The sequence below is a fragment of the Vibrio sp. ZF 223 genome, assembly GCF_003050585.1.
GTDB classification, from domain to species: domain Bacteria; phylum Pseudomonadota; class Gammaproteobacteria; order Enterobacterales; family Vibrionaceae; genus Vibrio; species Vibrio crassostreae.
Window position 1 is genome coordinate 96,148 of sequence record NZ_PIGB01000003.1, and the last position, 20,965, is coordinate 117,112.

General features: G+C 45.4%; 21 protein-coding genes. 9 read left to right on the forward strand and 12 right to left on the reverse strand.

Annotated features, from left to right (window positions below; all coding sequences use genetic code 11):
- Positions 1–112 precede the first annotated feature (112 nt).
- Positions 113–862: an HpcH/HpaI aldolase family protein gene (locus CWO13_RS07940; protein ID WP_108082753.1), complete on the reverse strand. Its 750-nt coding sequence runs from the start codon at positions 860–862 to the stop codon at positions 113–115.
- Between the two features lie 340 nt (positions 863–1,202).
- On the opposite strand from CWO13_RS07940, the gene hisD reads away from it, so the two are divergent.
- The 4 genes from hisD to CWO13_RS07960 are packed head-to-tail and all read left to right on the forward strand — an operon-like array spanning position 1,203 to position 4,966.
- Entirely contained in the window at positions 1,203–2,495 is a 1,293-nt protein-coding gene (hisD, locus tag CWO13_RS07945) for a histidinol dehydrogenase (protein WP_017631601.1), read from the forward strand.
- Between the two features lies 1 nt (position 2,496).
- The gene (locus CWO13_RS07950) at positions 2,497–3,228 is read left to right on the forward strand and encodes an SDR family NAD(P)-dependent oxidoreductase (protein ID WP_108082754.1); all 732 of its coding nucleotides are present in this window, start codon (positions 2,497–2,499) and stop codon (positions 3,226–3,228) included.
- Positions 3,229–3,245: 17 nt separating this feature from the next.
- Positions 3,246–4,250: a cupin domain-containing protein gene (locus CWO13_RS07955; protein WP_108082755.1), complete on the forward strand. Its 1,005-nt coding sequence runs from the start codon at positions 3,246–3,248 to the stop codon at positions 4,248–4,250.
- Positions 4,251–4,252: 2 nt separating this feature from the next.
- Positions 4,253–4,966: an alpha/beta fold hydrolase gene (locus tag CWO13_RS07960; protein WP_375111966.1), complete on the forward strand. Its 714-nt coding sequence runs from the start codon at positions 4,253–4,255 to the stop codon at positions 4,964–4,966.
- Between the two features lie 125 nt (positions 4,967–5,091).
- Here CWO13_RS07960 and CWO13_RS07965 read toward each other — a convergent pair whose 3' ends face one another.
- Positions 5,092–5,979 carry a LysR family transcriptional regulator gene (locus tag CWO13_RS07965; protein WP_108082757.1) on the reverse strand — a complete coding sequence of 296 codons (888 nt, stop codon included), beginning with the start codon at positions 5,977–5,979 and terminating at the stop codon, positions 5,092–5,094.
- A 105-nt stretch (positions 5,980–6,084) separates the two neighbouring features.
- Between CWO13_RS07965 and CWO13_RS07970 the strand changes: the two genes are divergently transcribed.
- The gene (locus CWO13_RS07970; protein ID WP_108082758.1) at positions 6,085–7,047 is read left to right on the forward strand and encodes a nitrilase family protein; all 963 of its coding nucleotides are present in this window, start codon (positions 6,085–6,087) and stop codon (positions 7,045–7,047) included.
- A 151-nt stretch (positions 7,048–7,198) separates the two neighbouring features.
- Here the strand turns inward: CWO13_RS07970 and CWO13_RS07975 are convergent, their stop codons facing one another.
- The 10 genes from CWO13_RS07975 to CWO13_RS08020 form a co-directional block, all read right to left on the reverse strand.
- Positions 7,199–7,642 (reverse strand): F0F1 ATP synthase subunit epsilon, encoded by a 444-nt coding sequence (locus tag CWO13_RS07975; RefSeq protein WP_108082759.1) that lies wholly within the window; start codon positions 7,640–7,642, stop codon positions 7,199–7,201.
- A 14-nt stretch (positions 7,643–7,656) separates the two neighbouring features.
- Entirely contained in the window at positions 7,657–9,042 is a 1,386-nt protein-coding gene (atpD, locus tag CWO13_RS07980) for a F0F1 ATP synthase subunit beta (protein WP_004730394.1), read from the reverse strand.
- 44 nt (positions 9,043–9,086) lie between these two features.
- A complete protein-coding gene (gene atpG, locus CWO13_RS07985; RefSeq protein WP_108082760.1) occupies positions 9,087–9,956 on the reverse strand; it encodes a F0F1 ATP synthase subunit gamma in 870 nt (289 codons plus the stop codon).
- A 46-nt stretch (positions 9,957–10,002) separates the two neighbouring features.
- Positions 10,003–11,544, reverse strand: a complete 1,542-nt coding sequence (atpA, locus tag CWO13_RS07990; RefSeq protein WP_048608585.1) for a F0F1 ATP synthase subunit alpha — start codon at positions 11,542–11,544, stop codon at positions 10,003–10,005.
- Between the two features lie 9 nt (positions 11,545–11,553).
- Positions 11,554–12,105 carry a F0F1 ATP synthase subunit delta gene (locus CWO13_RS07995; protein ID WP_108082761.1) on the reverse strand — a complete coding sequence of 184 codons (552 nt, stop codon included), beginning with the start codon at positions 12,103–12,105 and terminating at the stop codon, positions 11,554–11,556.
- Positions 12,106–12,116: 11 nt separating this feature from the next.
- On the reverse strand, positions 12,117–12,587 hold the full coding sequence (locus tag CWO13_RS08000) for a F0F1 ATP synthase subunit B (RefSeq protein ID WP_017060839.1): 471 nt from the start codon (positions 12,585–12,587) through the stop codon (positions 12,117–12,119).
- Between the two features lie 54 nt (positions 12,588–12,641).
- Entirely contained in the window at positions 12,642–12,878 is a 237-nt protein-coding gene (gene atpE / locus CWO13_RS08005) for a F0F1 ATP synthase subunit C (RefSeq protein WP_004730405.1), read from the reverse strand.
- 45 nt (positions 12,879–12,923) lie between these two features.
- Positions 12,924–13,694 carry a F0F1 ATP synthase subunit A gene (atpB, locus tag CWO13_RS08010; RefSeq protein WP_048608583.1) on the reverse strand — a complete coding sequence of 257 codons (771 nt, stop codon included), beginning with the start codon at positions 13,692–13,694 and terminating at the stop codon, positions 12,924–12,926.
- A 1-nt stretch (position 13,695) separates the two neighbouring features.
- Complete coding sequence (locus CWO13_RS08015; RefSeq protein ID WP_048608582.1) at positions 13,696–14,097, reverse strand: ATP synthase subunit I; 402 nt, start codon at positions 14,095–14,097, stop codon at positions 13,696–13,698.
- Between the two features lie 720 nt (positions 14,098–14,817).
- Positions 14,818–15,699: a LysR family transcriptional regulator gene (locus tag CWO13_RS08020; RefSeq protein ID WP_048608581.1), complete on the reverse strand. Its 882-nt coding sequence runs from the start codon at positions 15,697–15,699 to the stop codon at positions 14,818–14,820.
- Between the two features lie 157 nt (positions 15,700–15,856).
- Here CWO13_RS08020 and CWO13_RS08025 point away from each other — a divergent pair, with 157 nt between their 5' ends.
- The 4 genes from CWO13_RS08025 (at position 15,857) to CWO13_RS08045 (ending at position 20,919) form a co-directional block, all read left to right on the forward strand.
- Complete coding sequence (locus CWO13_RS08025) at positions 15,857–16,255, forward strand: RidA family protein (RefSeq protein WP_004730412.1); 399 nt, start codon at positions 15,857–15,859, stop codon at positions 16,253–16,255.
- Between the two features lie 199 nt (positions 16,256–16,454).
- Positions 16,455–17,915, forward strand: a complete 1,461-nt coding sequence (locus CWO13_RS08030; RefSeq protein WP_048668871.1) for an aldehyde dehydrogenase family protein — start codon at positions 16,455–16,457, stop codon at positions 17,913–17,915.
- 182 nt (positions 17,916–18,097) lie between these two features.
- A complete protein-coding gene (locus CWO13_RS08035; RefSeq protein ID WP_017060833.1) occupies positions 18,098–19,093 on the forward strand; it encodes a membrane dipeptidase in 996 nt (331 codons plus the stop codon).
- A 230-nt stretch (positions 19,094–19,323) separates the two neighbouring features.
- On the forward strand, positions 19,324–20,919 hold the full coding sequence (locus CWO13_RS08045; protein WP_048660322.1) for a BCCT family transporter: 1,596 nt from the start codon (positions 19,324–19,326) through the stop codon (positions 20,917–20,919).
- The last annotated feature ends 46 nt before the right edge of the window (positions 20,920–20,965 follow it).

A 20,965-nucleotide genomic window follows, 5' to 3' on the forward strand; every position in this document is an offset into this window, starting at 1 on the left:
AATCTCCTTATATCGCGATAAATCCAAGCGCTACCTTGATTAGGTCAACAGACTCTAATGAGCAAGGTTTGATAATTACAATACGTGTAACATTTGAAATCACAAAGAAAAATTATGATTTCATGACGGCTTGCTCATTTCGAAAGCCATCAATGATCATTTTGTGTTCAGAACCGACGCAAAAGAAGTTAACGCCGAGCTCTTTCCAGTGACGAGCCGCTTGAGCATTTGCGACAAACATTCCCACAGGCTTGTTAACCTGTTGAGCTGCTTTGATTGTTTTTATGCTCGCTTCTCGCACGCATTCATCATTCACACTTTCAGCACCGTAAGACACGGCTAAGTCTACTTGGCCAATGAACAGGGCATCAACGCCTTCCACTTTTGCGATTGATTCAGCATTTACCACACCTTCTGGATCTTCAATTTGCGCAATCACTACCGTGTTGTTCTGGCTGTCTTTCAAGTGACTTGCCATTGGTTTAGTTGCGTATTTTGCTGCGCGGCTTGAGCCTGCATAGCCTCGGCCACCTTCACCATAATGGGACATCTTCACCAGTTTTTCTGCTTGCTCGGCGCTGCATACGTGAGGGATCTGGATTCCTGTCGCACCGCAATCTAACGCATTCAAAATGGTCGACGGCTGGCTATCTTGAACTCGAACCACGCAAGGGAGTTGATTCGCGCGCGCAGCAAGAATACAGCTATCCAGTGTCGATCTATCAAAAGGGGCGTGTTCTGCGTCTAGCACAATGAAAGGGAGTTCCGCCAACGCAAGCACTTCAATGATGTGTGGGTGAGGGGTTTTTACAAAAGTCCCAAGTAGCTCGGTGTTGTTCAGTGTGTTCTTAAAGTTATCCATTACTTTTTATTCTCCATTACTTTTCGTTCGCTTTTGCAAAGGTATGCAAAACTTAACATGTGTTGTTGTAAAAAAGAGTAAAAACAATGTGATCAATGCAACATAAATTGATTGTATTTTAATCCGCCAGGTATCGTGTCTGGCCGTTTTGAAATGATTTTTATCTTTAAAACAATAAGTTGCATTTGATTTTTCAAGTTGAGAAATGAATTTGCCAAGTGTTAAAAAAATGTTTATGTTTATTTTGCATTCGTATCCAAAAGTATACAAAACAAAAAATAAACTCTGTTAAAACTACACATAAGCAAACACTAGGCATACGCCACAAGGAGAATTAAGCATGGCTCGCATTCTAAAACACGGCATCACTGAAGAAGCATCAGCATCAAACAACGCGCAAGTACGTCAAACGGTTGAGAACATTCTTTCTGACATCGAAAAGAAAGGTGACAGTGCAGTACGTGAGCTTTCAGAAAAATTTGATAACTGGTCTCCGGAGCAGTTTCGCTTAACAGATGACCAAATTCAGGCATGTGTGGACGCATTGGACGAATCTACTAAGCACGACATTGAATTTGCACAAACACAAGTTCGCAACTTCGCTCAGATCCAACGTGACTCAATGCATGATGTAGAAGTAGAAACCATGCCGGGTGTTGTACTGGGCCACAAAAACGTGCCAGTAAACAGTGTTGGTTGTTACATCCCAGGTGGTAAGTACCCATTGGTTGCATCAGCGCACATGAGTGTTCTTACTGCGAAAGTGGCTGGCGTGAAGCGTGTTATTGCTTGTGCTCCTCCTTTTAATGGCCAACCAAATGTGGCGATTGTAGCGGCAATGGCGATGGCTGGTGCGGATGAGATTTACTGTTTTGGTGGCGTACAAGCGGTGGGTGCGATGGCGCTTGGTACAGAAACGATTGCTCCAGTAGATATGATCGTTGGCCCAGGTAACGCATTTGTTGCAGAGGCAAAACGTCAGCTGTTTGGTCGTGTTGGTATCGATTTGTTTGCTGGCCCAACAGAAACGCTAGTGATTGCGGATGAAGAGGGATGTGATCCTGAATTAGCCGCTGCGGACTTACTTGGTCAAGCTGAGCACGGTTACAACTCTCCTGCGGTACTGCTAACCAATAGCGAAACTTTTGCTAAAGAGACAGTAAAAGAAATTGAGCGTCAGCTAACGATTCTTCCTACTGCTGAAGTCGCTGGTAAGGCTTGGGAAAACTACGGTCAGGTTATTGTATGTGATAGCTACGAGGAGATGGTTGAAGTAGCTGATGATATTGCGTCAGAACACGTTCAAGTAATGACAAAAGATCCTAAGTACTTCCTAGATAACATGACCAACTACGGCGCGTTGTTCTTAGGTCGTGAGACAAACGTTTCTTACGGCGACAAATGTATCGGTACTAACCATACTCTGCCAACAAACAAAGCAGCACGCTACACCGGCGGTCTGTGGGTTGGTAAATTCATTAAAACATGTACTTACCAGCGCGTAACTGAAGCGGCTTCACTAAAAGTCGGTGAGTACTGTTCACGTCTATGTGCACTAGAAGGTTTCGCTGGCCACAAAGAGCAAGCAGACATCCGCGTTCGTCGCTACAAAGAAAAATCGGTAGAGGCATAACATGACAAAACTCGCCTTAGTTACAGGCGGCAGTGGCGGCATCGGTGCCGCCATATGTCACAAATTAGCGCAATCTGGCTATCGTGTTGTCTTTACCTACAACAGCAATGAGGTTGCAGCCCAACAGATCTTGGACAGCTTACAAGGTTCTGGTCATGCCATGTATCAACTGAATGTTGAAGACAGCTCTGCGATTAGCGCTTTGGCCGAACAAGTTAAAGAGTCGTCGGCTTCATTAGACTTGCTAGTGAACTGCGCAGGTATGACAAAGTTTGTCGCGCACAATGATTTAGAGTCCTTAAGTGACGATCTGATAGACAAGATCTTCCGCGTCAATGTTCGCGCTCCATTTGCGATGGTTCGTGCGTTTGAGACTTTACTTCGCAGCGCTAAGGGTTGCGTAGTAAACATTACCTCGATTGCAGCGCAAACCGCAATGGGTAGCAACGTGGCGTATTGTGCGAGTAAGTCGGCGGTTGAAAACATGACGCGCTCATTAGGCCGCGCTTTATCTCCGGATATCCGAGTGCTTGCTGTCGCTCCTGGCTTAGTGGATACCGAATTTGTCAAAGGGTTAGATGATGAGTGGCGTAACGCACAAGAGCAGTCGACTCCGCTTAAACGATTAGCGAGTGACGAAGAGGTTGCCAACGCCGTTTATGCAGCCGCAGAGCTACTGACATTTTCAACCGGAACTACCATCGCCGTCGATGGTGGAAGACCGCTAGGTTAGGTAAGAAGGAATTTAGAATGACCCTACAAAATAAAATAAATAACAATCTTGTTCGTTACATGGAGCTTATCCCTGGAACGAGTGCTTTCATTGATGCACGTACGCCGGGAAGCGATCTAAAAGACAACTTCTGTATCATTGGTGCTGGTGTGGCTGAAAGCAGCCGTCAACATGTTCATATCCGTGAAACTGCTGGCTTTAACATTGGTGCAGCTGGTCAGCCTCCAGGTATTAAGAACTCTCTGCACTCTCACCATACTGCTGAGCTATTCGTAGTCTTCAAAGGCCAGTTTAGATTCTATTGGGGTAACGAAGGTGAACACGAAGCTGTGTTGTCGCACGGCGATGTTATCTCGATTCCGACTAACCTGTTCCGAGGCTTTGAGGTTGTAGGGCGTGATTACGGCTTTATGTACTCTGTGTTAGGTGGTGACAACTCTGGTGGTGGCGTGGTTTGGCACCCAAGTGTGATTACAGACAGCCAAGGCTACGGTTTATATCTAAAAGCTGACGGCACGCTGGTCGATACCATTGACGGTGATGCTGTGCCAAATCAATCTGATCTGATGCCACTGTTGTCGGAAGAAGAGCTGAGCAAGTTCGATACGTATACGGCTGAGCAGATGATGCCTTTCGTCGCATTGAAAAAGGATTACCGAGAAATCTCAGGTGATTTTGACAAGCCTGGCGTTAAACAGTTTGCATTAACGGGTCACCCATCTGCGAGCTACGACTTCCAAGTTAAAAGCGTTGATGACGTGAGTATCATGGCGTACGAGTTAACGGAAGGTGCGAGTATTCCGGTTCACCAACGTGACGAAAAGCAGGTGTTGATTAACTTTGAAGGCGATACCTTATTAAACATCGTTCAAGACGGCGAGCAAGCGCAAGTCGTTCTGACCACTGGCGACGTATTTAGTGTACCCGCAGGCGCATCGTATAGCCTTGAAAACCTAAGAGGCACAAGCTTCACCTACGTGGTATTGGGTTCTGACCAACCACAAACACTGCAGGACATTTAATGATGAAACCAGAAGTACCACTGTTATGGTTACCTGGTTTGTTATGTGATGAAGCGTTGTTTCAAGACGTCAATAAAGAGCTGCACGATTGGGTGGCTCCTTTTACTTGTGACTTGGGAGCCGACACATCCATGCAAGCCTTGGCGAGTAAAGTGCTAGATAACGCCCCGGAAAGTTTCGTGCTTGGTGGTTTATCTATGGGCGGCATCCTTGCGTTTGAAGTCTTTCGACAAGCGCCACAACGCGTGAAAGGGTTGATCTTAATGGACACCAATTCTGCAGATGAAAAGCTAGAAGTGTCAGAGAAGAGAAACGCCTTAGTTGATAAAGCAAAAGGGGGGGAGTTTGAGTCAATAACGCCTGATATCTTAATGCCAGTGCTTATTCATCCGAACCAGCTAGCGAATCAAGAGCTGACTCAAAGAATCACGCAAATGGCGAACAATATCGGCGTTGAAAAGTTTGAGGCTCACGCTCAAGCATTGGCGACTCGCCCCGACGCGAGACCGATGCTGGCCGACATTCAAGTTCCTACATTAATCATTACTGGGAAAGATGACCTGTTATGTCCAATCGACAATCACCTGCTAATGGCAAAACACATCAAGCAGGTATCGCTTCATGTTATTCCTGATTGCGGGCACTTATCGACAATGGAGCAGCCTAAGATCGTTGCGCAGCATATTCGTAATTGGTTTGAGACCAGTCAGCTGTAATTTTTAGTAGTGATCTGCCGAAGTCGCTTTTCATGTAGAGTATGCAATATAAAGTTCAGTGCACTTTATATTGCCCTTGTCACCATGTTTGCCACTGCACTTAAACACTTAAAGCTATCGCTGACTTATAAGCTGCTTTCTACCTGCTTCGCCACAAACTCCACAAACCTATCCCTGAGTGGATTTTCACTCTTCCCATTCCATATCAACCCCACTGGCCAAGTGGCGTATTCACCTTCTAACGCAATGAATTCCACATCGGTGTTACTAATGAACTGAGCACTGTTAGGAACAATGGTGAAGCCGATATTGGCAGAAACCAAGGCAAGCAGGGTGAGAATATCATCGGCTTCTTGCGTTTTTGATAAGTCGATTTTATTCGCAAGACAATATTGTTGAATCTGTCTGTCTAATCCGGGGCCACTATGTTGGGTCAGCTTTAGATAAGGCCATTTCGATAACTCAGAGACGACGAGATTTTTGCTTGGCGCTTGCTTGAGAAGATCTTTGTGTATCGCGACCACAAGTGAATCATTGAACAGCGTTAGGCTTTCTAAATCCGATGATTCTGGTATCCGATTGAAGCTGATATCGAGATCATGGCTCAATAACTCATCTGTTTGTTGCTTGGAAGGTGTGTCATTTAAGGTGACATGAACGTCTGAGTACCGTTGTTTATAAGCTGCAATAAGCTTGGGTGCTTTATGATAAGTAGACACGCCAAAGCCAATGTTCAAATGTCCCTGAGTCCCGTTCACCACAGAGCCTGACAGCTGCTCAAACGCTTGCATTGAATGAACCAAACGTTGGGCTTCTGCCAGTAACGTTTTTCCTGCGTGCGTCAGCTCTGCGCCATTCCTGCCACGAGAAAACAAAGATGCCCCAATGTTGGATTCAAGTCTTTGAATCTTTTTAGTGAGTGCCGATTGAGTGATGTAGAGCTGCTCTGACGCCAAACGGTAATTGCCCGATTTAGCCAGCTGACAAAATGCCTTCAGTAGATCAAATTCCATTCCAAATGCTCATTGAATTGAGAATATGTTTCATTATATGGAATTGAATTGATTTTTTATACTAGGTTCATACCAATCAGATAAAGCGAAGCTTGAGGACGAATTATGAAGAAAGACATCAAAGTAGCGTCGGTTCAATTTAACCACCACGCAGGTGATAAGGCGTATAACTTATTGGTTATAGAGCAATACGTTCAACAAGCTGCGGACAGTGGCGTGGAGATCATCAGTTTCCCAGAGATGTGCATCACTGGCTACTGGCATGTGTCTGCATTATCTCGCGATGAAATTGAAGTGCTAGCGGAACCCGTACCAAGCGATGAATCGACTCAAAAACTCATTTCACTGGCAACACAATTTGGCATGAGCGTTGGCGCAGGCTTGATAGAGCAGGGTACTGATGGCGAGTTATACAACACCTACGTATTTGCCATGCCAAATGGAGAACTTCAGAAACATCGAAAACTGCATACCTTCGTTAACCCACACATGAGCAGTGGAGACCAATACACGGTGTTCGATACGCCGCATGGCTGCAAAGTCGGTATCTTGATTTGTTGGGATAACAACTTGGTCGAAAATGTCAGGATCACTGCTTTGAAAGGGGCAGATATATTGATTGCGCCACACCAAACGGGCGGTTGTCATTCACGAAGCCCGAACGCGATGAAGCGAATTGACCCTGAGTTATGGTTTAACCGAGATGAAAACCCAGATGCGATTCGTGCTGAAATGCAGGGCAAGAATGGACGCGAGTGGTTAATGCGTTGGTTACCTGCAAGAGCGCACGACAACGGTATGTTTGTGGTGTTTAGTAATGGTGTTGGCGTTGATATGGATGAAGTAAGAACAGGCAATGCGATGGTCCTCAGCCCTTATGGTGAAATCATTGTTGAGACCGATAGTGTTGATAACGATATGGTGATTGCAGAGCTAAAAGCAGAAGAGTTAGACATGTGTACTGGTAGACGCTGGATTCGTGGACGTAAGCCAGAATTATATCATTCACTCACACAACCTCTTGGTCATGAATTTGATCCGCACCAAGCGCGTTTTGCTGAGAAATAATGGTGTAAGCGCTGGTGAAAAAGGATGTATTAGGGATGGTTGAAAGAGAGGGGAAGCTGGAAAGGAGAGAAGGGTTCCTGATGTAGTCTACCCACTTAAATCATGTTTAAGTGGGTAGACTATTTACACATCAAGCATCTAAGTTCTATTCTCAGTGACGTGTGCGAGAAGACGTCAATTCTGATGCACGAAGCTGAGCGACAGCTTTCGCCAGTTCCAGTTGAGCTTGTGCAAAATTGATGTCGACATTGCCCTTGTTGATGTTCTCTAGGGCAGCATATTTCGCCTCTTCTGCACGAGCGCGGTCAATGTCTTTACCATGCAAGGCCGTGTCGGCTAATAACGTAACCACATCCGGCTGAACTTCCAGCATCCCACCAGAGACATACAGCACTTGGCCTTCTGATTTAGGGTCCGTGACAAACACGGTTACGCCCGGTTTGATCTTACTGAGAAGCGGAGAGTGACCGGGGCGAATCCCCAGTTCACCATCAGCGCCAGAAACGGCTAGGGCATACGCTGGACCTGAAAACAGCGTACCTTCCGCACTTACAATATTAAGTTGAAATGTATTATCTGTAATTCCGATAGCCATGGTGCACCTGCCTCTTAGAGTGATTTTGCTTTGTTAAGCACTTCGTCGATAGAACCACAGTACAAGAATGCTTGCTCTGGGATATCGTCATATTCGCCGCCTAACAGGCCTTTAAAGCCTCTTAGTGTTTCGCTTAGCGGTACAAATACGCCTTTCTGACCGGTAAACACTTCGGCCACGTGATAAGGCTGAGTTAAGAAACGTTCAATCTTACGAGCGCGAGATACGGTCTGTTTGTCTTCAGTCGATAGCTCATCCATACCAAGAATCGCGATGATGTCTTTTAGCTCTTTGTAGCGTTGCAGCGTTGTTTGTACTTTTTGTGCAATGTCGTAGTGCTCTTGACCAACCACAAGCGGGTCCAATTGGCGCGATGTTGAATCCAATGGGTCGATTGCAGGGTAGAGGCCCAATGCCGCGATGTTACGAGACAGTACAACGGTCGCATCTAAGTGAGCAAAGGTTGTTGCTGGTGATGGATCGGTCAAGTCATCCGCAGGTACGTATACCGCTTGGATAGACGTTATAGAGCCTTGTCTAGTCGAAGTGATACGCTCTTGCAGTACACCCATCTCTTCAGCGAGTGTTGGTTGGTAACCTACTGCTGAAGGCATACGACCTAACAGTGCTGATACTTCTGTTCCCGCAAGTGTGTAACGGTAGATGTTATCAATGAACAGCAGTACGTCACGACCTTCATCACGGAAGCGCTCAGCCATAGTCAGGCCTGTAAGAGCAACACGTAGACGGTTTCCCGGTGGCTCGTTCATTTGGCCGTAAACCATGGCTACTTTGTCTAGTACACCGGCTTCTTTCATCTCGTAGTAGAAGTCGTTACCTTCACGAGTACGCTCACCAACACCGGTAAATACAGAGAGACCTGAGTGGGCTTTTGCGATGTTGTTGATAAGCTCCATCATGTTGACGGTTTTACCTACGCCAGCACCACCGAACAGACCGATTTTACCGCCCTTTGCGAACGGACAAATAAGGTCGATAACTTTAACGCCGGTCTCAAGAAGTTCAGTGCTGTTTGCTTGTTCTTCATAAGAGGGTGCTTCACGGTGAATTTCGTAGCTTTCTTTTTGACCGATTTCACCACATTCATCGATAGGCTGACCAAGAACGTTCATGATACGGCCTAAGGTTTCTTCGCCCACAGGAACGGTGATTGGAGAACCTGTGTTTTCAACAGTTAGGCCGCGGCGCAAGCCATCTGACGTACCCATTGCAATACAACGAACGATACTGCCACCCAGTTGTTGCTGAACTTCCAATACGAGAGAGCTTGCTTCCTCGCTAGTCACTTTCAATGCATCATACACGCGTGGGCTGTTGCCGCCGCTGAACTCGACGTCTACCACCGCGCCGATAACTTTAACTATTTTTCCAACACTCATCTCTAAATCCTCAAATTCTATTCTTAACCCACTCTTTCCTGCCCTTAGACAGCTTGAGCACCTGAGACTATTTCACTCAGTTCTTGGGTAATGGCAGCCTGTCGCGCTTTGTTGTATACCAACTGCAAATCATCGATGAGTTGGCCTGCGTTATCGGTCGCCGCTTTCATGGCCACCATTCGGGCTGCTTGCTCACAGGCAATGCTCTCTACGATGCCTTGATACACTTGTGATTCAATGTATCGATGTAACAGCTCAGAGAGGATGTCTCTTGGTGCTTGCTCATAGATGTAGTCCCAACGACGCGCTTTTTTAGGCTCACCACCTTCCTCAGAATCCGAAGGGTGGGGGAGCAACTGCAAGGTCGTTGGCGCTTGAACCATGGTGTTGACGAACTGGTTGTAAACGAGATACAAGCTATCGATCTTGCCTTCGTCGTAATGCCCCAGCATCGCGTTCACTGTACCTAAGATGTCTTCTAACTTAGGGGTATCGCCAAGACCTGACGTTTGTGCAATAACGTTGCCGCCGCGTTGGAAGAACGAGATAGCCTTAGATCCCACTAAGGTTGTTTCTATCTCGACTCCCTTGGTACGCCATTGCTCCATTTCTTCTAACACTTTCTTGAACAAGTTTGAGTTCAAGCCACCACACAAGCCGCGATCGGACGAGATAATGATGTAAGCGACACGCTTAGGTTCACGCTGTTGCAGGTAAGGGTGCTGGTATTCCAGCGAACCCGATGCAACATGAGAGATAACTTTTCGCATGTTCTCGGCGTAGGGGCGAGTTAGCGTCATGTTGTCTTGAACCTTGCGCATCTTACTTGCTGCAACCATTTCCATTGCGCTAGTGATTTTCTGAGTGTTACTAACACTGGCTATCTTGGTGCGAATTTCTTTAGTACTTGCCATAATCTGCTCCTATTTGTTTTGATTTCCAGCTAACAAACCGGAGCACTTACCAAGCTTTCATCCCAACAAAACCTTCTAGGATCTCTTTAAGAGCGCCGTCGATTTCGTCGTTGTAATCGCCTGTCGCGTTGATTTTTTCGAATAGCGCAGGGTTTTGACCTTTGGCGTAAGCAATCAGTTCTTCTTCAAAACGGGCAATGTTGCTTAGTTCAACACCGACCAAGTAGCCTTTCTCTGCCGCGTAAATAACCGTTGCTTGCTCAGCGACTGACATTGGAGAGTATTGTTTTTGCTTCATTAACTCGGTAACACGCTCACCATGGTCTAGCTGTTTGCGCGTCATCTCATCTAAGTCAGAAGAGAACTGAGCAAAGGCCGCGAGCTCGCGGTATTGAGCTAATGAAGTACGGATACCACCAGACAGTTTCTTGATGATCTTGCATTGCGCCGCACCACCCACACGAGATACCGAGATACCTGGGTCGACTGCAGGACGTAGGCCTGAGTTAAACAGTTGGGTTTGAAGGAAAACCTGACCATCGGTGATGGAGATTACGTTGGTTGGTACAAACGCTGACACGTCACCCGCTTGAGTTTCAATGATAGGAAGCGCCGTTAATGAACCAGTTTGACCTTTCACTTCACCGTTAGTGAACTTCTCTACATACTCTGCATTCACTCGTGCTGCACGTTCTAGTAGGCGTGAGTGAAGGTAGAATACGTCGCCAGGGAAGGCTTCACGACCCGGTGGGCGTTTCAATAGCAATGAGATTTGACGGTAAGCAACGGCTTGTTTTGATAGGTCATCATAGATGATCAGCGCATCTTCACCGCGGTCACGGAAGTATTCACCCATGGTGCAACCCGCATAAGGGGCTAGGTATTGAAGCGCTGCAGACTCTGATGCTGATGCCACGACTACGATGGTGTTTTTAAGCGCATCGTGGTCTTCGAGTTTACGAACCACGTTAGCGATAGTGGAGGCTTTTTGGCCAATCGCCACATACACACATTTGATGCCAGAATCTTTCTGATTGATGATCGCATCGATAGCTAACGCTGTTTTACCCGTCTGACGGTCACCGATGATAAGTTCACGTTGACCTCGGCCGATTGGGACCATGGTATCAACCGCTTTGTAGCCAGTTTGAATCGGTTGATCGACTGACTTACGTTCGATTACACCGGGTGCAATCACTTCTACAGGGTCGAGTCGGTCACAACTCACTGGGCCTTTGCCATCGATTGGCTCGCCTAATGTGTTTACTACACGGCCAAGAAGTCCGTTACCTACAGGTACTTCTAAGATACGACCTGTACCTTTCACTTTCATACCTTCAGAGAGGTCAGTGTAAGGGCCCATAACCACCGCACCTACTGAGTGGGTATCGAGGTTAAGTGCGAGTGCGTATTTGCCACCTGGTAGCTCAATCATCTCACCTTGCATAACATCAGCAAGGCCATTGATTGTGATGATGCCATCACGAACCGATACGATAGTGCCTTCGTTGCGAGCCTCGGTGCTCACATTAAATTTCGAGATGCGTTCTTTGATTAGATCGCTGATTTCATTTGAGTTTAATTGCATAATTGTTACCTATCTCGCGTGAAGTTGATGAGCCAATCGGTCAATTGATGTGTTTAAAGAACCATCGATAACGGTTTCACCCGCCTTGATGACCATTCCACCCACTAGCGTGTCATCAATAACCTGCTTCATTTCAACCTGACGCTCTAATTTCTTCTCAAGTGCAGCTGTTAATGACGTAACTTGATCTTGTGTCAGTATTTCTGAACTGGTGACAGTGACAGGCACTACACGTTCATGTTCGTCCTTGAGCTCGCAGAACAATTCAAACAGGTCTCTTACAACAGAAAGGCGGCCGTTCTCGGCCAAGACTCGAATGAGATTAATGACGTGGTCATCAACGAGGCCTTGGCAAATATGAATGATGAGGTTTGCCAGCTCTTCCGTTTGGTGTGTAGAAGCCCCTTCAGCTGAAGAAATCTGACTAGCGATCGTTTCTTCTTCCGCGACAGCTACAAGAATGGACAGCATTGAGTGCCACTCTTGTAACTGGTTTTCACCTAAAGCAAATTCAAACGATGCTTTGGCGTAGGGATGAGCAATATTGGTGTAATCTGACATATTGCCTCTCCTTAGAGTTCGCTAATCATTTGGTCAACTAGCGCTCGGTTCGTTGCGGAATCTAGGTTTTTGCTAATCAGTTTCTGTGCACTTTGAATCACTGCGTCTGCCATATCCGCCTGAAGTTCACGGCGTATCTTTTGGCGTTCGCCTTCTAGCTCAGCTCTACCTTGTTCTAAGATGCGTGCCTTTTCTTGCTCGGCTTCTTGTTGCGCTAAGCTGATGATTTCATTGCGGCGTTTTCGGCCTTGTTCAACCAGTTCAGTCACATCTTTTCTTGCATCTTCGATGAGTTGCGCGCCATTTGATTTTGCTAGTTCTAGCTCTTTCGCAGCGTTCTCTGAGTGGCGTAAACCATCAGCGATTTCTTTTTGGCGCTCGTCTAACATCGCGGTGAGAGGTGGCCATACATATTTCATGCAGAGCCAAACAAAAATCACGAATGAGATTGCTTGTCCAAACATGCTTGCATTTAAGTTCATACCTTCCTCACTAAATCTTGATTATGTATAAATCGATCTTTCAAAGCGGTTTGATTAAGCCACGGCGAAGATGATGTATAGACCGATACCAACACCGATCATCGGTACTGCATCCACAAGACCCATCATGATGAAGAATTGAGTACGAAGCATTGGAGTAAGGTCTGGTTGACGCGCAACACCTTCAAGGTATTTACCTGCTAAGTTACCAATACCAGATGCTGCACCTGCTGCACCTAAACCGATCAGTAATGCACCTGCTACATATAAAACTGCGCTTACGATATCCATTTGTATCTCCAAAAATAATTTGTTAGTTAATTTTTTAGTTATTAATTAGTGGTGTTCTTCTGTTGCCATTCCTAAATAAACAACGGTCAGTACCATAAATATAAATGCTTGTAAGAATACGATTAATATGTGGAATAAGGCCCAAGGTACACTCAGTGCCCACTGCATCCACCAAGGCATTAGTGCAATAAGGATGAATATCATCTCGCCTGCATACATATTTCCGAATAATCGTAAGCCTAGTGATATTGGCTTTGAAATTAATGTTATTAATTCAAGAACTAAGTTAACAGGATATAAAAGAGGGTTATCAAACGGCTGAGTAGTTAGCTCTTTGATAAAGCCTTTCAAACCTTTATTTTTAAATGTATAGGTTAACAGTAGAATAAACACACCGAGTGCCATCGACATTGGTATATTTACGTCTGCCGTTGGTAGGTCTCTAAAGTGCTCTAGACCCACAGCTCGAGTTAACCCCGGGATTAAATCAATGGGTAATAGGTCGACTGCATTCATTAACAGCACCCAAACAAAAGTGGTTAATGCCAGTGGTCCTATTAATTTATCTTCCGCTTGAAAAATCTCTTTGACGAGATTATTGACGAAGTCAAAGACAAGCTCGATAAAACATTGAAAACGACCTGGAACGCCGCTAGTGCCACGAGTGGCTACATACCGAAATGCACCGATGAAAAGTAAACCTGTAATCCAAGATACCAACATCGAGTCAATGTTAAACGCCCAGAAACCATCACCTGTAGTTAAGAAGGTTAAGTGATGCTCTATGTATTCGTGAGCGGTAGTTACTTGATCCATACTACGCGTACTCCGATCTATTAGAGGCGGTAATAAACGGTGTTAAGAAGTATCCAACCATAGTAAAGATGTACGCATATAATATTACTGGGTTATCCAATTTGAAAAACTGGAACGCCAAGATAAACATTAAAAACGTATATGTTATTTTTACGACACGACTCATTTGCATTAAGTCACGTAAACTATAATTAGGATTCTTACGCACCTTTAGGCTTGCATATATAAATCCAAACAGCGGTGGCAACATCGCAATTACGATGCCCAAAGCTGATGATTCCATATCTACTTTATTACCAAAAAACACTTCATATAAAACTACACCGATGGCTAATACTATTTGGCAGAGAACAACTCTTTTAGCGGCAACAAGGATGTCGCTACTAATCCCATTAAGCCTCATAATAAAACCTTATGTTAAACAGTGTAAGTTAATATAAAACACAGTTTAAATTTAACTTGTTACTACATTTCACTTGTTAATAACACTTGATTTGCTTTAAAGAAAAACCCTTGCTGGTTTTATATCTCCTGACGAAATTAAACTAATTAAGCTAATTCGCTATCGTTTCGACAAAATATAAATTACGCCTAAAATTATGTGATCAAAACGACAAATATCGACATCAATAATTCCATTTTTGAAAGATATATTTTTCATTTATGAAAGTAATAGTTTTATTACTTTATTCATGAATATTTAAGATGCTTTATCCTCATGAAAAAGATGGGCTTTTTAGGAGGGTTCAGCGAGCGAAATTATCAATTTATTATCTTATCAATTAAGACTATTCAAACACTTAGGTTCATTTTCAAGTTGAACTGCGAAGTGTGGTTTTGGCCATGGTTACGCTTGTTTGAGCCAATGATGGAAGAGCTCATTGTTCTGGGAAATTAAACGTACGTCGCTCCTTATCAATAAGCGAATAATTTTTATATTGTTGTCAGCTTGTCACTATTTGCGTGCGAGAGAGTGAAAATTCAGCGCCTAAATGTTGATGATATAGGAGTGAAGTGGGGGGATTGGGTTTATGAGAAGCATGGTGCGGAGAAGAAACACCGAGTTTTGAGGAAGTAAATGGCAGCAAAACGCTGCCTAATTTACTCAATCTAGGCTCAGTTATTACTCTTCATAACTGAGGTATTGAATACATAAGTCATGGAAAGCCTGTGCTTGTGGTGAGATCGTACGATCAGACAATCTGAAAATACCAATTTGTCGTTGCAAGGGCGGGTCAATTAACGGAATCCACACCAAGCGGGTTTCATTCGTTGGGAAAGCCAGCTTAGGTAGCGTGGTCACGCCTATCCCGAGCTCTAACACCGAAAACAGCGAGGTAATGTTCTCGACTGAGTATAGGGCTTGTTCGCTGAGCATGCGCGCAGGCGTTGGGTCTAGTAGGGTGCAAGTCCCGTTCCGAATGAAGGGCTGTTTTAACAAAGTTTGCCATTCGATTCCTTCCCGTTGAGAGGCAATAGGGTTGTCTTTGAGGCACACCACACCGATAGGATCAGAAAGTAAAGGCGTGAAGTCGATGCTCTCTTCTTCTAAATGGGAGCTATTGCCGAGGGCAACATCCACCTCGCCAGAGAGTAACCTTGCTTCTACACCTGCCGCATTATCATCAATCAAACTCACTTCTACATTAGGGTACTGCTCACAAAAAGCCCCTAAAACACTGGGGATTAGTTTTGCGGCTACCGAAGGCACGCTCGCTATTCGAACTCTTCCTTGTTGTCCTGCTGCCGCTGCGCGTAGGTCATTGTCTAATGCTTTGTAAACATTAAGAAATTGAATGATCTTGGGCAAACATATTTCTCCAAAAGGCGTCAGCGTCGATTTGTTGCCTGTTTCAAACAGTGGCTGACCAAGTATTTTTTCTAGCTCTTTTATCGACGTAGAAAGTGCCGCTTGCGAGCGATTTGCGCGGTGAGATGCTGCTCGAAATCCGCCTTCTTCGACCACTAAAACAAAATGTTTTAACTGTTGTAGCTTAATACTCATGGCACTGATCCTTCTCTAGCCCTTGCTATACCTTACTTTTCACAAGGTGATAGATTTTATTTATCAAATGCACAAAATTTACCGTTAGATTTATCATTCGTCAAGGTGCAGTATTTAACCATCTTGAAACATAGTTGTTACAAAGTTGGATGGAATCGTGAACGCACAAACTAAAAAACACCCAGTAAAAACCGAGCTTTTCGCTTCAAAAGCACCACTAGAGTGGGCAATCGTTAATAACGGCACTCTATACACAGCGCAGATTCCAATTGATGAAACTGGCGCAGTAGTAGAGGGCGGTATTGAAGCGCAAACGCGTCAGACTTTTAACAACCTTGTTCATACGTTGGAGTGTGCAGGCGAATCTATGGATTCAGTGCTGCAAGTTCTGATCTACGTGACAGATCGTGAATACCTAAAAACGGTAAACAGCGTATACGGAGAATACTTCAATGCACCTTATCCAAACCGTGCTGCGGTCGTCGTTGCAGGGTTAGCAAGAGAAGAAATGTTGGTTGAGTTCGTGGTTTATGCATCAGCATCTCAACCTGAATAATTCGACTGTGAACTAAGGCTATTTGCGGATCAAAACTCTTTTGAATTAAAGCGGTTTATTGATACAAGCGGTCGGGTTCACTTCAGATACAAAATGTACGACTTATTTTAGCAATTAATTACCTGAATATTAACAGTTTATTAATTAACCAAATGGTTGCCAGACTCAACCGCAACCTAACCGTTACAAGGACAGAATGATGACTCAATTACAGAATGTTCAAGCAGAAAGCGCACTTTACATTGGCGGCGAATGGCAAGCTGGTGTAAGCACCGTTGCGAACATTAACCCATCAGATATTTCTGAAAACATCGGTAACTTTGCACAAGCAAGCGCAGAGCAAGTTCAACAAGCGATTTCAGCGGCAAAACACGCTCAACCAGAGTGGGAAAAAACGCCGATTGAACGCAAGCAAGCGGTACTTCAAGCGATTGGTGATGAGCTGATTGCACGTTGTGATGAACTAGGCACACTACTTTCGCGTGAAGAGGGTAAGCCTTTTGCTGAAGGTCGTGGTGAGATTTACCGTGCAGGACAGTTCTTCCAATACTTTGCGGCTGAAGTGCTTCGTCAAATTGGTGACAACGCGGACTCAGTACGCCCTGGCGTTTCTGTTGAAGTGACTCGTGAAGCGGTTGGTGTTATCGGCATCATCTCTCCTTGGAACTTCCCGACAGCAACGGCTGCTTGGAAAATCGCTCCAGCACTGGCTTTCGGTAACAGCGTTATCTGGAAACCAGCAAACCTAACACCAGCAAGTGCGGTTGCGCTTACTGAGATAATCCACCGTCAAGGGATCCCTGCAGGTACGTTCAACCTTGTTTTGGGTAGCGGTTCAACAGTGGGTGATGCACTGATCAACTCTAAAGAAGTGAACGGTGTGAGCTTTACTGGTTCGGTTGATACGGGTCGTAAAGTAGCAGCCGCTACTGCACCAAACTTCGTTCGTTGCCAACTAGAAATGGGCAGTAAGAACGCACTTGTGGTTGCTGACGATGCTGATATCCAAACAGCAGTTGATGCAACTATCGCAGGTTCATTCTCTGGCGCAGGTCAAAAATGTACAGCATCTTCTCGTCTAGTGGTTATGGACGGCATTCACGACCAATACGTTGAAGCACTGATTAAGCGTATGAGCGAGCTGAAAGTGGGTCACGCACTAGAAGAAGGCGTGTTCATGGGGCCGGTAGTTGACGGTAACCAACTTGAAGCAAACCTAGGCTGGGTTGAGAAAGCGCGTCAAAGCGGCGGTGAGCTGGCATTTGGTGGTGAACGCTTGAGCATGCAACACGAAGGTTTTTACATGTCTCCAACGCTGTTCTTAAACACTAAGAACGATTGGGAAGTGAACCAAGAGGAAGTGTTCGCACCAATGGCAAGCGTGATTCGTGTGGCTGACCTAGAAGAAGCTATCGCGACGACCAACGATACTCGCTTTGGTCTAACAGGCGGCATCATTACTCAGAGCCTACGTACTAGCGCAATGTTCAAGCAACAAGCGCAAACAGGTTGTGTGATGGTGAACCTACCAACAGCAGGCACGGATTACCACGTACCGTTTGGCGGCCGTAAAGAGTCTAGCTTCGGTCCTCGTGAGCAAGGTCAATACGCGAAAGAGTTCTACACAGTGGTTAAGACGGCTTACCAGCGTCCTTACTAGATAGATCTCTATTAATTGACGTTCTATTAATGAAAAGTGGCCTGATTCACAGAGTCAGGCCAACATTCAAACCAAAACAGCAAACGAACTTAGACAAGTGATTTAACCCATTTTTGAAAACATGTTACTTGAGCGTGTTTTCAAAACCGAGCTAGAACACTGAGCTTTCAATAGGAGTGGTTATGTACCAGCAACGGATTGTTATAGATGGATTGCAATACTGCAATTGGAATAGAGAATACTTCCAAACACTAAAGGCGAGCGGCATTACAGCAGTTCACGCTACCGCGGTTTACCATGAGACAGCTCGTGAAACCTTATCTCGCTTTGCAGAGTGGAACTTAAGATTCGAGCAGAACGCAGACCTTATTATGCCGATTCACTCAATGGCTGATGTTGAGACTGCAAAAGCGACCGGTAAAGTCGGTATTTTCCTTGGTGCTCAAAACTGTTCTCCAATCGACGATGAGATCGGTCTTATCGAAGTCATGCGTAAGCAAGGTCTTTTGATCATGCAACTGACGTACAACAACCAGAGCTTACTGGCGACAGGTTGCTACGAGAAGAACGACACTGGTATTACTCGCTTTGGTAAACAAGCCATCGAAGAGATGAACCGAGTGGGCATGATCATCGATATGTCTCACAGTGCCGAGCGCTCAACACTTGAAGCGATTGACTTGTCTTCTCGTCCTATTTGTATCAGTCACGCGAACCCGACGTTCGCTCATGATGCATTACGAAACAAATCAAACGATGTGATTAAAGCCCTAACCGCACGCGGTGGCTTAATCGGATTCAGCTTATACCCATTCCACCTACCAAATGGCAGCCAATGTACATTGGAAGACTTTTGCCAGATGGTTGCGACTACCGCTGACATGGTCGGCGTAGAGCACCTTGGTATTGGCAGTGACCTATGCTTAAACCAACCTCAAGCCGTTCTTGAGTGGATGAGAAATGGTCGTTGGTCTAAAGCTATGGACTACGGTGAAGGCTCTGCGAACAACTCAGGTTGGCCAGATGCGTTGCCTTGGTTCTGTGGTAGTGCGGGTATGGAAAATATTTATAACGGATTGATGCGTCATGGTTTCAGCGAGTCTGAAGCTGGGCAAGTCTTGGGAGAAAACTGGTTTAACTTCTTGAAAGATGGCCTAGAGCCTCAAACCAAGGGTTAACGATTTCTCGCAAGCCATCATCGAATTAGCAGCCTTCTAACAAACGTTCAATTAGCAAGTGCTGCTTAAACCAATTTCACTATTCAAAAGGAACAACGGTCTATTTCGCAACGCGGTAACCCAAACATGGATTAGCCTGCCCAACACAAAAAACAATAGGGCAGGTGTTAAATACACCCTTGTAGTCATCATTCAAATGACAGCTGCAAAGAAACCTCTGGAGTCAGAGTATGTCTGATTTAACCAATAGCGTGAAATCTTCAAGCTTAAATGCGGGTCAAGCACACACAACAAGCAACACAAACGGGTCTGAGTCTACATCAGATAAATTAGGTCTATCCAACCCAGCACTTTGGTACAGCGGCGGCTTTATCGCTCTGTTCGTGGCACTTGCTCTATTTGATGGCGAGCTGTTATCAAGCCTAGTAAACGCTGGCTTTGCATGGTCTGTTAAAGTATTCGGTCCTTACTGGCAAATGCTTCTTCTTCTGACTTTTCTTATTGGTCTTGGCCTCGCGGCAGGGCGAACAGGCAAGGTTATCCTAGGCGGCATCGCTAAACCTGAAATGGATGGTTTCCGTTGGATGGCGATCATCTTCTGTACGCTACTGGCAGGCGGCGGCGTATTTTGGGCAGCAGCAGAGCCTATTGCTCACTACGTTAGCCCGCCACCATTGTACGGCGCACAAGAAAACGCACAGCAAGGTGCGGTGAATGCGTTATCGCAATCTTTCATGCACTGGGGTTTCTTAGCATGGGCTATCGTCGGCAGCTTAACGTCTATCGTGGTTATGCACCTTCACTACGACAAAGGCTTGCCGCTTAAACCTCGTATTTTGCTTTACCCAGTATTGGGTGAGCGTGCACTGAAAGGCCACACAGGCGCATTGATTGATGCATGTTGTATTGTCGCAGTAGCGGCGGGCACCATTGGTCCTATCGGCTTCTTAGGCTTGCAAGTGAGCTACGCACTGAACGCACTGTTTGATATTCCAGATGGTTTCACAACACAGCTGATCATCATTCTGTTCGCTATCGTTTTATACACATTATCGGCATTAAGTGGTCTTAACCGCGGGATGCAAATGCTAAGCCGTTACAACGTAATTTTGGCAATGGCATTGATGGTCTACATCCTGATCTTTGGTCCAACGAACTTCATCTTCAATGGCTACATCCAAGGTGTAGGCAGCATGATAGATAACTTCATCCCAATGGCAACATACCGTGGTGACGAAGGTTGGTTAAGCTGGTGGACAGTGTTCTTCTGGGGTTGGTTCCTAGGTTACGGCCCAATGATGGCAATCTTCATCGCTCGTATTTCACGCGGTCGTAGTATTCGCCAATTGGTATCAACCATTAGCCTTATCGCACCGTTTGTAACTTGCTTTTGGTTCACGATTGTCGGTGGCTCTGGTCTTGCGTTCGAAATTGCAGATCCAGGCAGCGTAAGTAAAGCGTTCGAAGGCTTCAACTTACCAGGCGCACTACTAGCTGTGACTCAGCAATTACCAATGCCAATGCTGATATCTATTTTGTTCTTGATCTTAACAACGATCTTCATCGTAACGACTGGTGACTCAATGACTTACACCATCAGTGTAGTTATCAGTGGTGAGACAGAACCCAATGCAATTATTCGTACCTTCTGGGGTGTGATGATGGGGGTAACAGCGTTAATTCTGATTTCCCTAGGTTCTGGCGGTATTTCAGCGCTGCAATCCTTCATTGTTATCACCGCGGTACCGGTTTCCTTAATCTTGCTGCCATCACTTTGGAACGCGCCTCAAATCGCAATCAAGATGGCAAAAGAGCAGGGGCTGTAATAATAAGGCTCTGTAAGAAACTGATTAAATAAGAACAAATCAGCCT

Bases quoted from the DNA above. Each gene is read 5' to 3' on its own strand.
- atpE (WP_004730405.1), bottom strand. From the start codon at position 12,878: ATGGATATCGTAAGCGCAGTTTTATATGTAGCAGGTGCATTACTGATC.
- hisD (WP_017631601.1), top strand. From the start codon at position 1,203: ATGGCTCGCATTCTAAAACACGGCATCACTGAAGAAGCATCAGCATCA.
- CWO13_RS07955 (WP_108082755.1), top strand. From the start codon at position 3,246: ATGACCCTACAAAATAAAATAAATAACAATCTTGTTCGTTACATGGAG.
- CWO13_RS07940 (WP_108082753.1), bottom strand. From the start codon at position 862: ATGGATAACTTTAAGAACACACTGAACAACACCGAGCTACTTGGGACT.
- CWO13_RS07970 (WP_108082758.1), top strand. From the start codon at position 6,085: ATGAAGAAAGACATCAAAGTAGCGTCGGTTCAATTTAACCACCACGCA.
- CWO13_RS08000 (WP_017060839.1), bottom strand. From the start codon at position 12,587: ATGAACTTAAATGCAAGCATGTTTGGACAAGCAATCTCATTCGTGATT.
- CWO13_RS08045 (WP_048660322.1), top strand. From the start codon at position 19,324: ATGTCTGATTTAACCAATAGCGTGAAATCTTCAAGCTTAAATGCGGGT.
- CWO13_RS07975 (WP_108082759.1), bottom strand. From the start codon at position 7,642: ATGGCTATCGGAATTACAGATAATACATTTCAACTTAATATTGTAAGT.
- CWO13_RS07960 (WP_375111966.1), top strand. From the start codon at position 4,253: ATGAAACCAGAAGTACCACTGTTATGGTTACCTGGTTTGTTATGTGAT.
- CWO13_RS08035 (WP_017060833.1), top strand. From the start codon at position 18,098: ATGTACCAGCAACGGATTGTTATAGATGGATTGCAATACTGCAATTGG.
- CWO13_RS08015 (WP_048608582.1), bottom strand. From the start codon at position 14,097: ATGAGGCTTAATGGGATTAGTAGCGACATCCTTGTTGCCGCTAAAAGA.
- CWO13_RS07965 (WP_108082757.1), bottom strand. From the start codon at position 5,979: ATGGAATTTGATCTACTGAAGGCATTTTGTCAGCTGGCTAAATCGGGC.
- atpG (WP_108082760.1), bottom strand. From the start codon at position 9,956: ATGGCAAGTACTAAAGAAATTCGCACCAAGATAGCCAGTGTTAGTAAC.
- atpA (WP_048608585.1), bottom strand. From the start codon at position 11,544: ATGCAATTAAACTCAAATGAAATCAGCGATCTAATCAAAGAACGCATC.
- CWO13_RS07995 (WP_108082761.1), bottom strand. From the start codon at position 12,105: ATGTCAGATTACACCAATATTGCTCATCCCTACGCCAAAGCATCGTTT.
- atpD (WP_004730394.1), bottom strand. From the start codon at position 9,042: ATGAGTGTTGGAAAAATAGTTAAAGTTATCGGCGCGGTGGTAGACGTC.
- CWO13_RS08020 (WP_048608581.1), bottom strand. From the start codon at position 15,699: ATGAGTATTAAGCTACAACAGTTAAAACATTTTGTTTTAGTGGTCGAA.
- atpB (WP_048608583.1), bottom strand. From the start codon at position 13,694: ATGGATCAAGTAACTACCGCTCACGAATACATAGAGCATCACTTAACC.
- CWO13_RS07950 (WP_108082754.1), top strand. From the start codon at position 2,497: ATGACAAAACTCGCCTTAGTTACAGGCGGCAGTGGCGGCATCGGTGCC.
- CWO13_RS08030 (WP_048668871.1), top strand. From the start codon at position 16,455: ATGACTCAATTACAGAATGTTCAAGCAGAAAGCGCACTTTACATTGGC.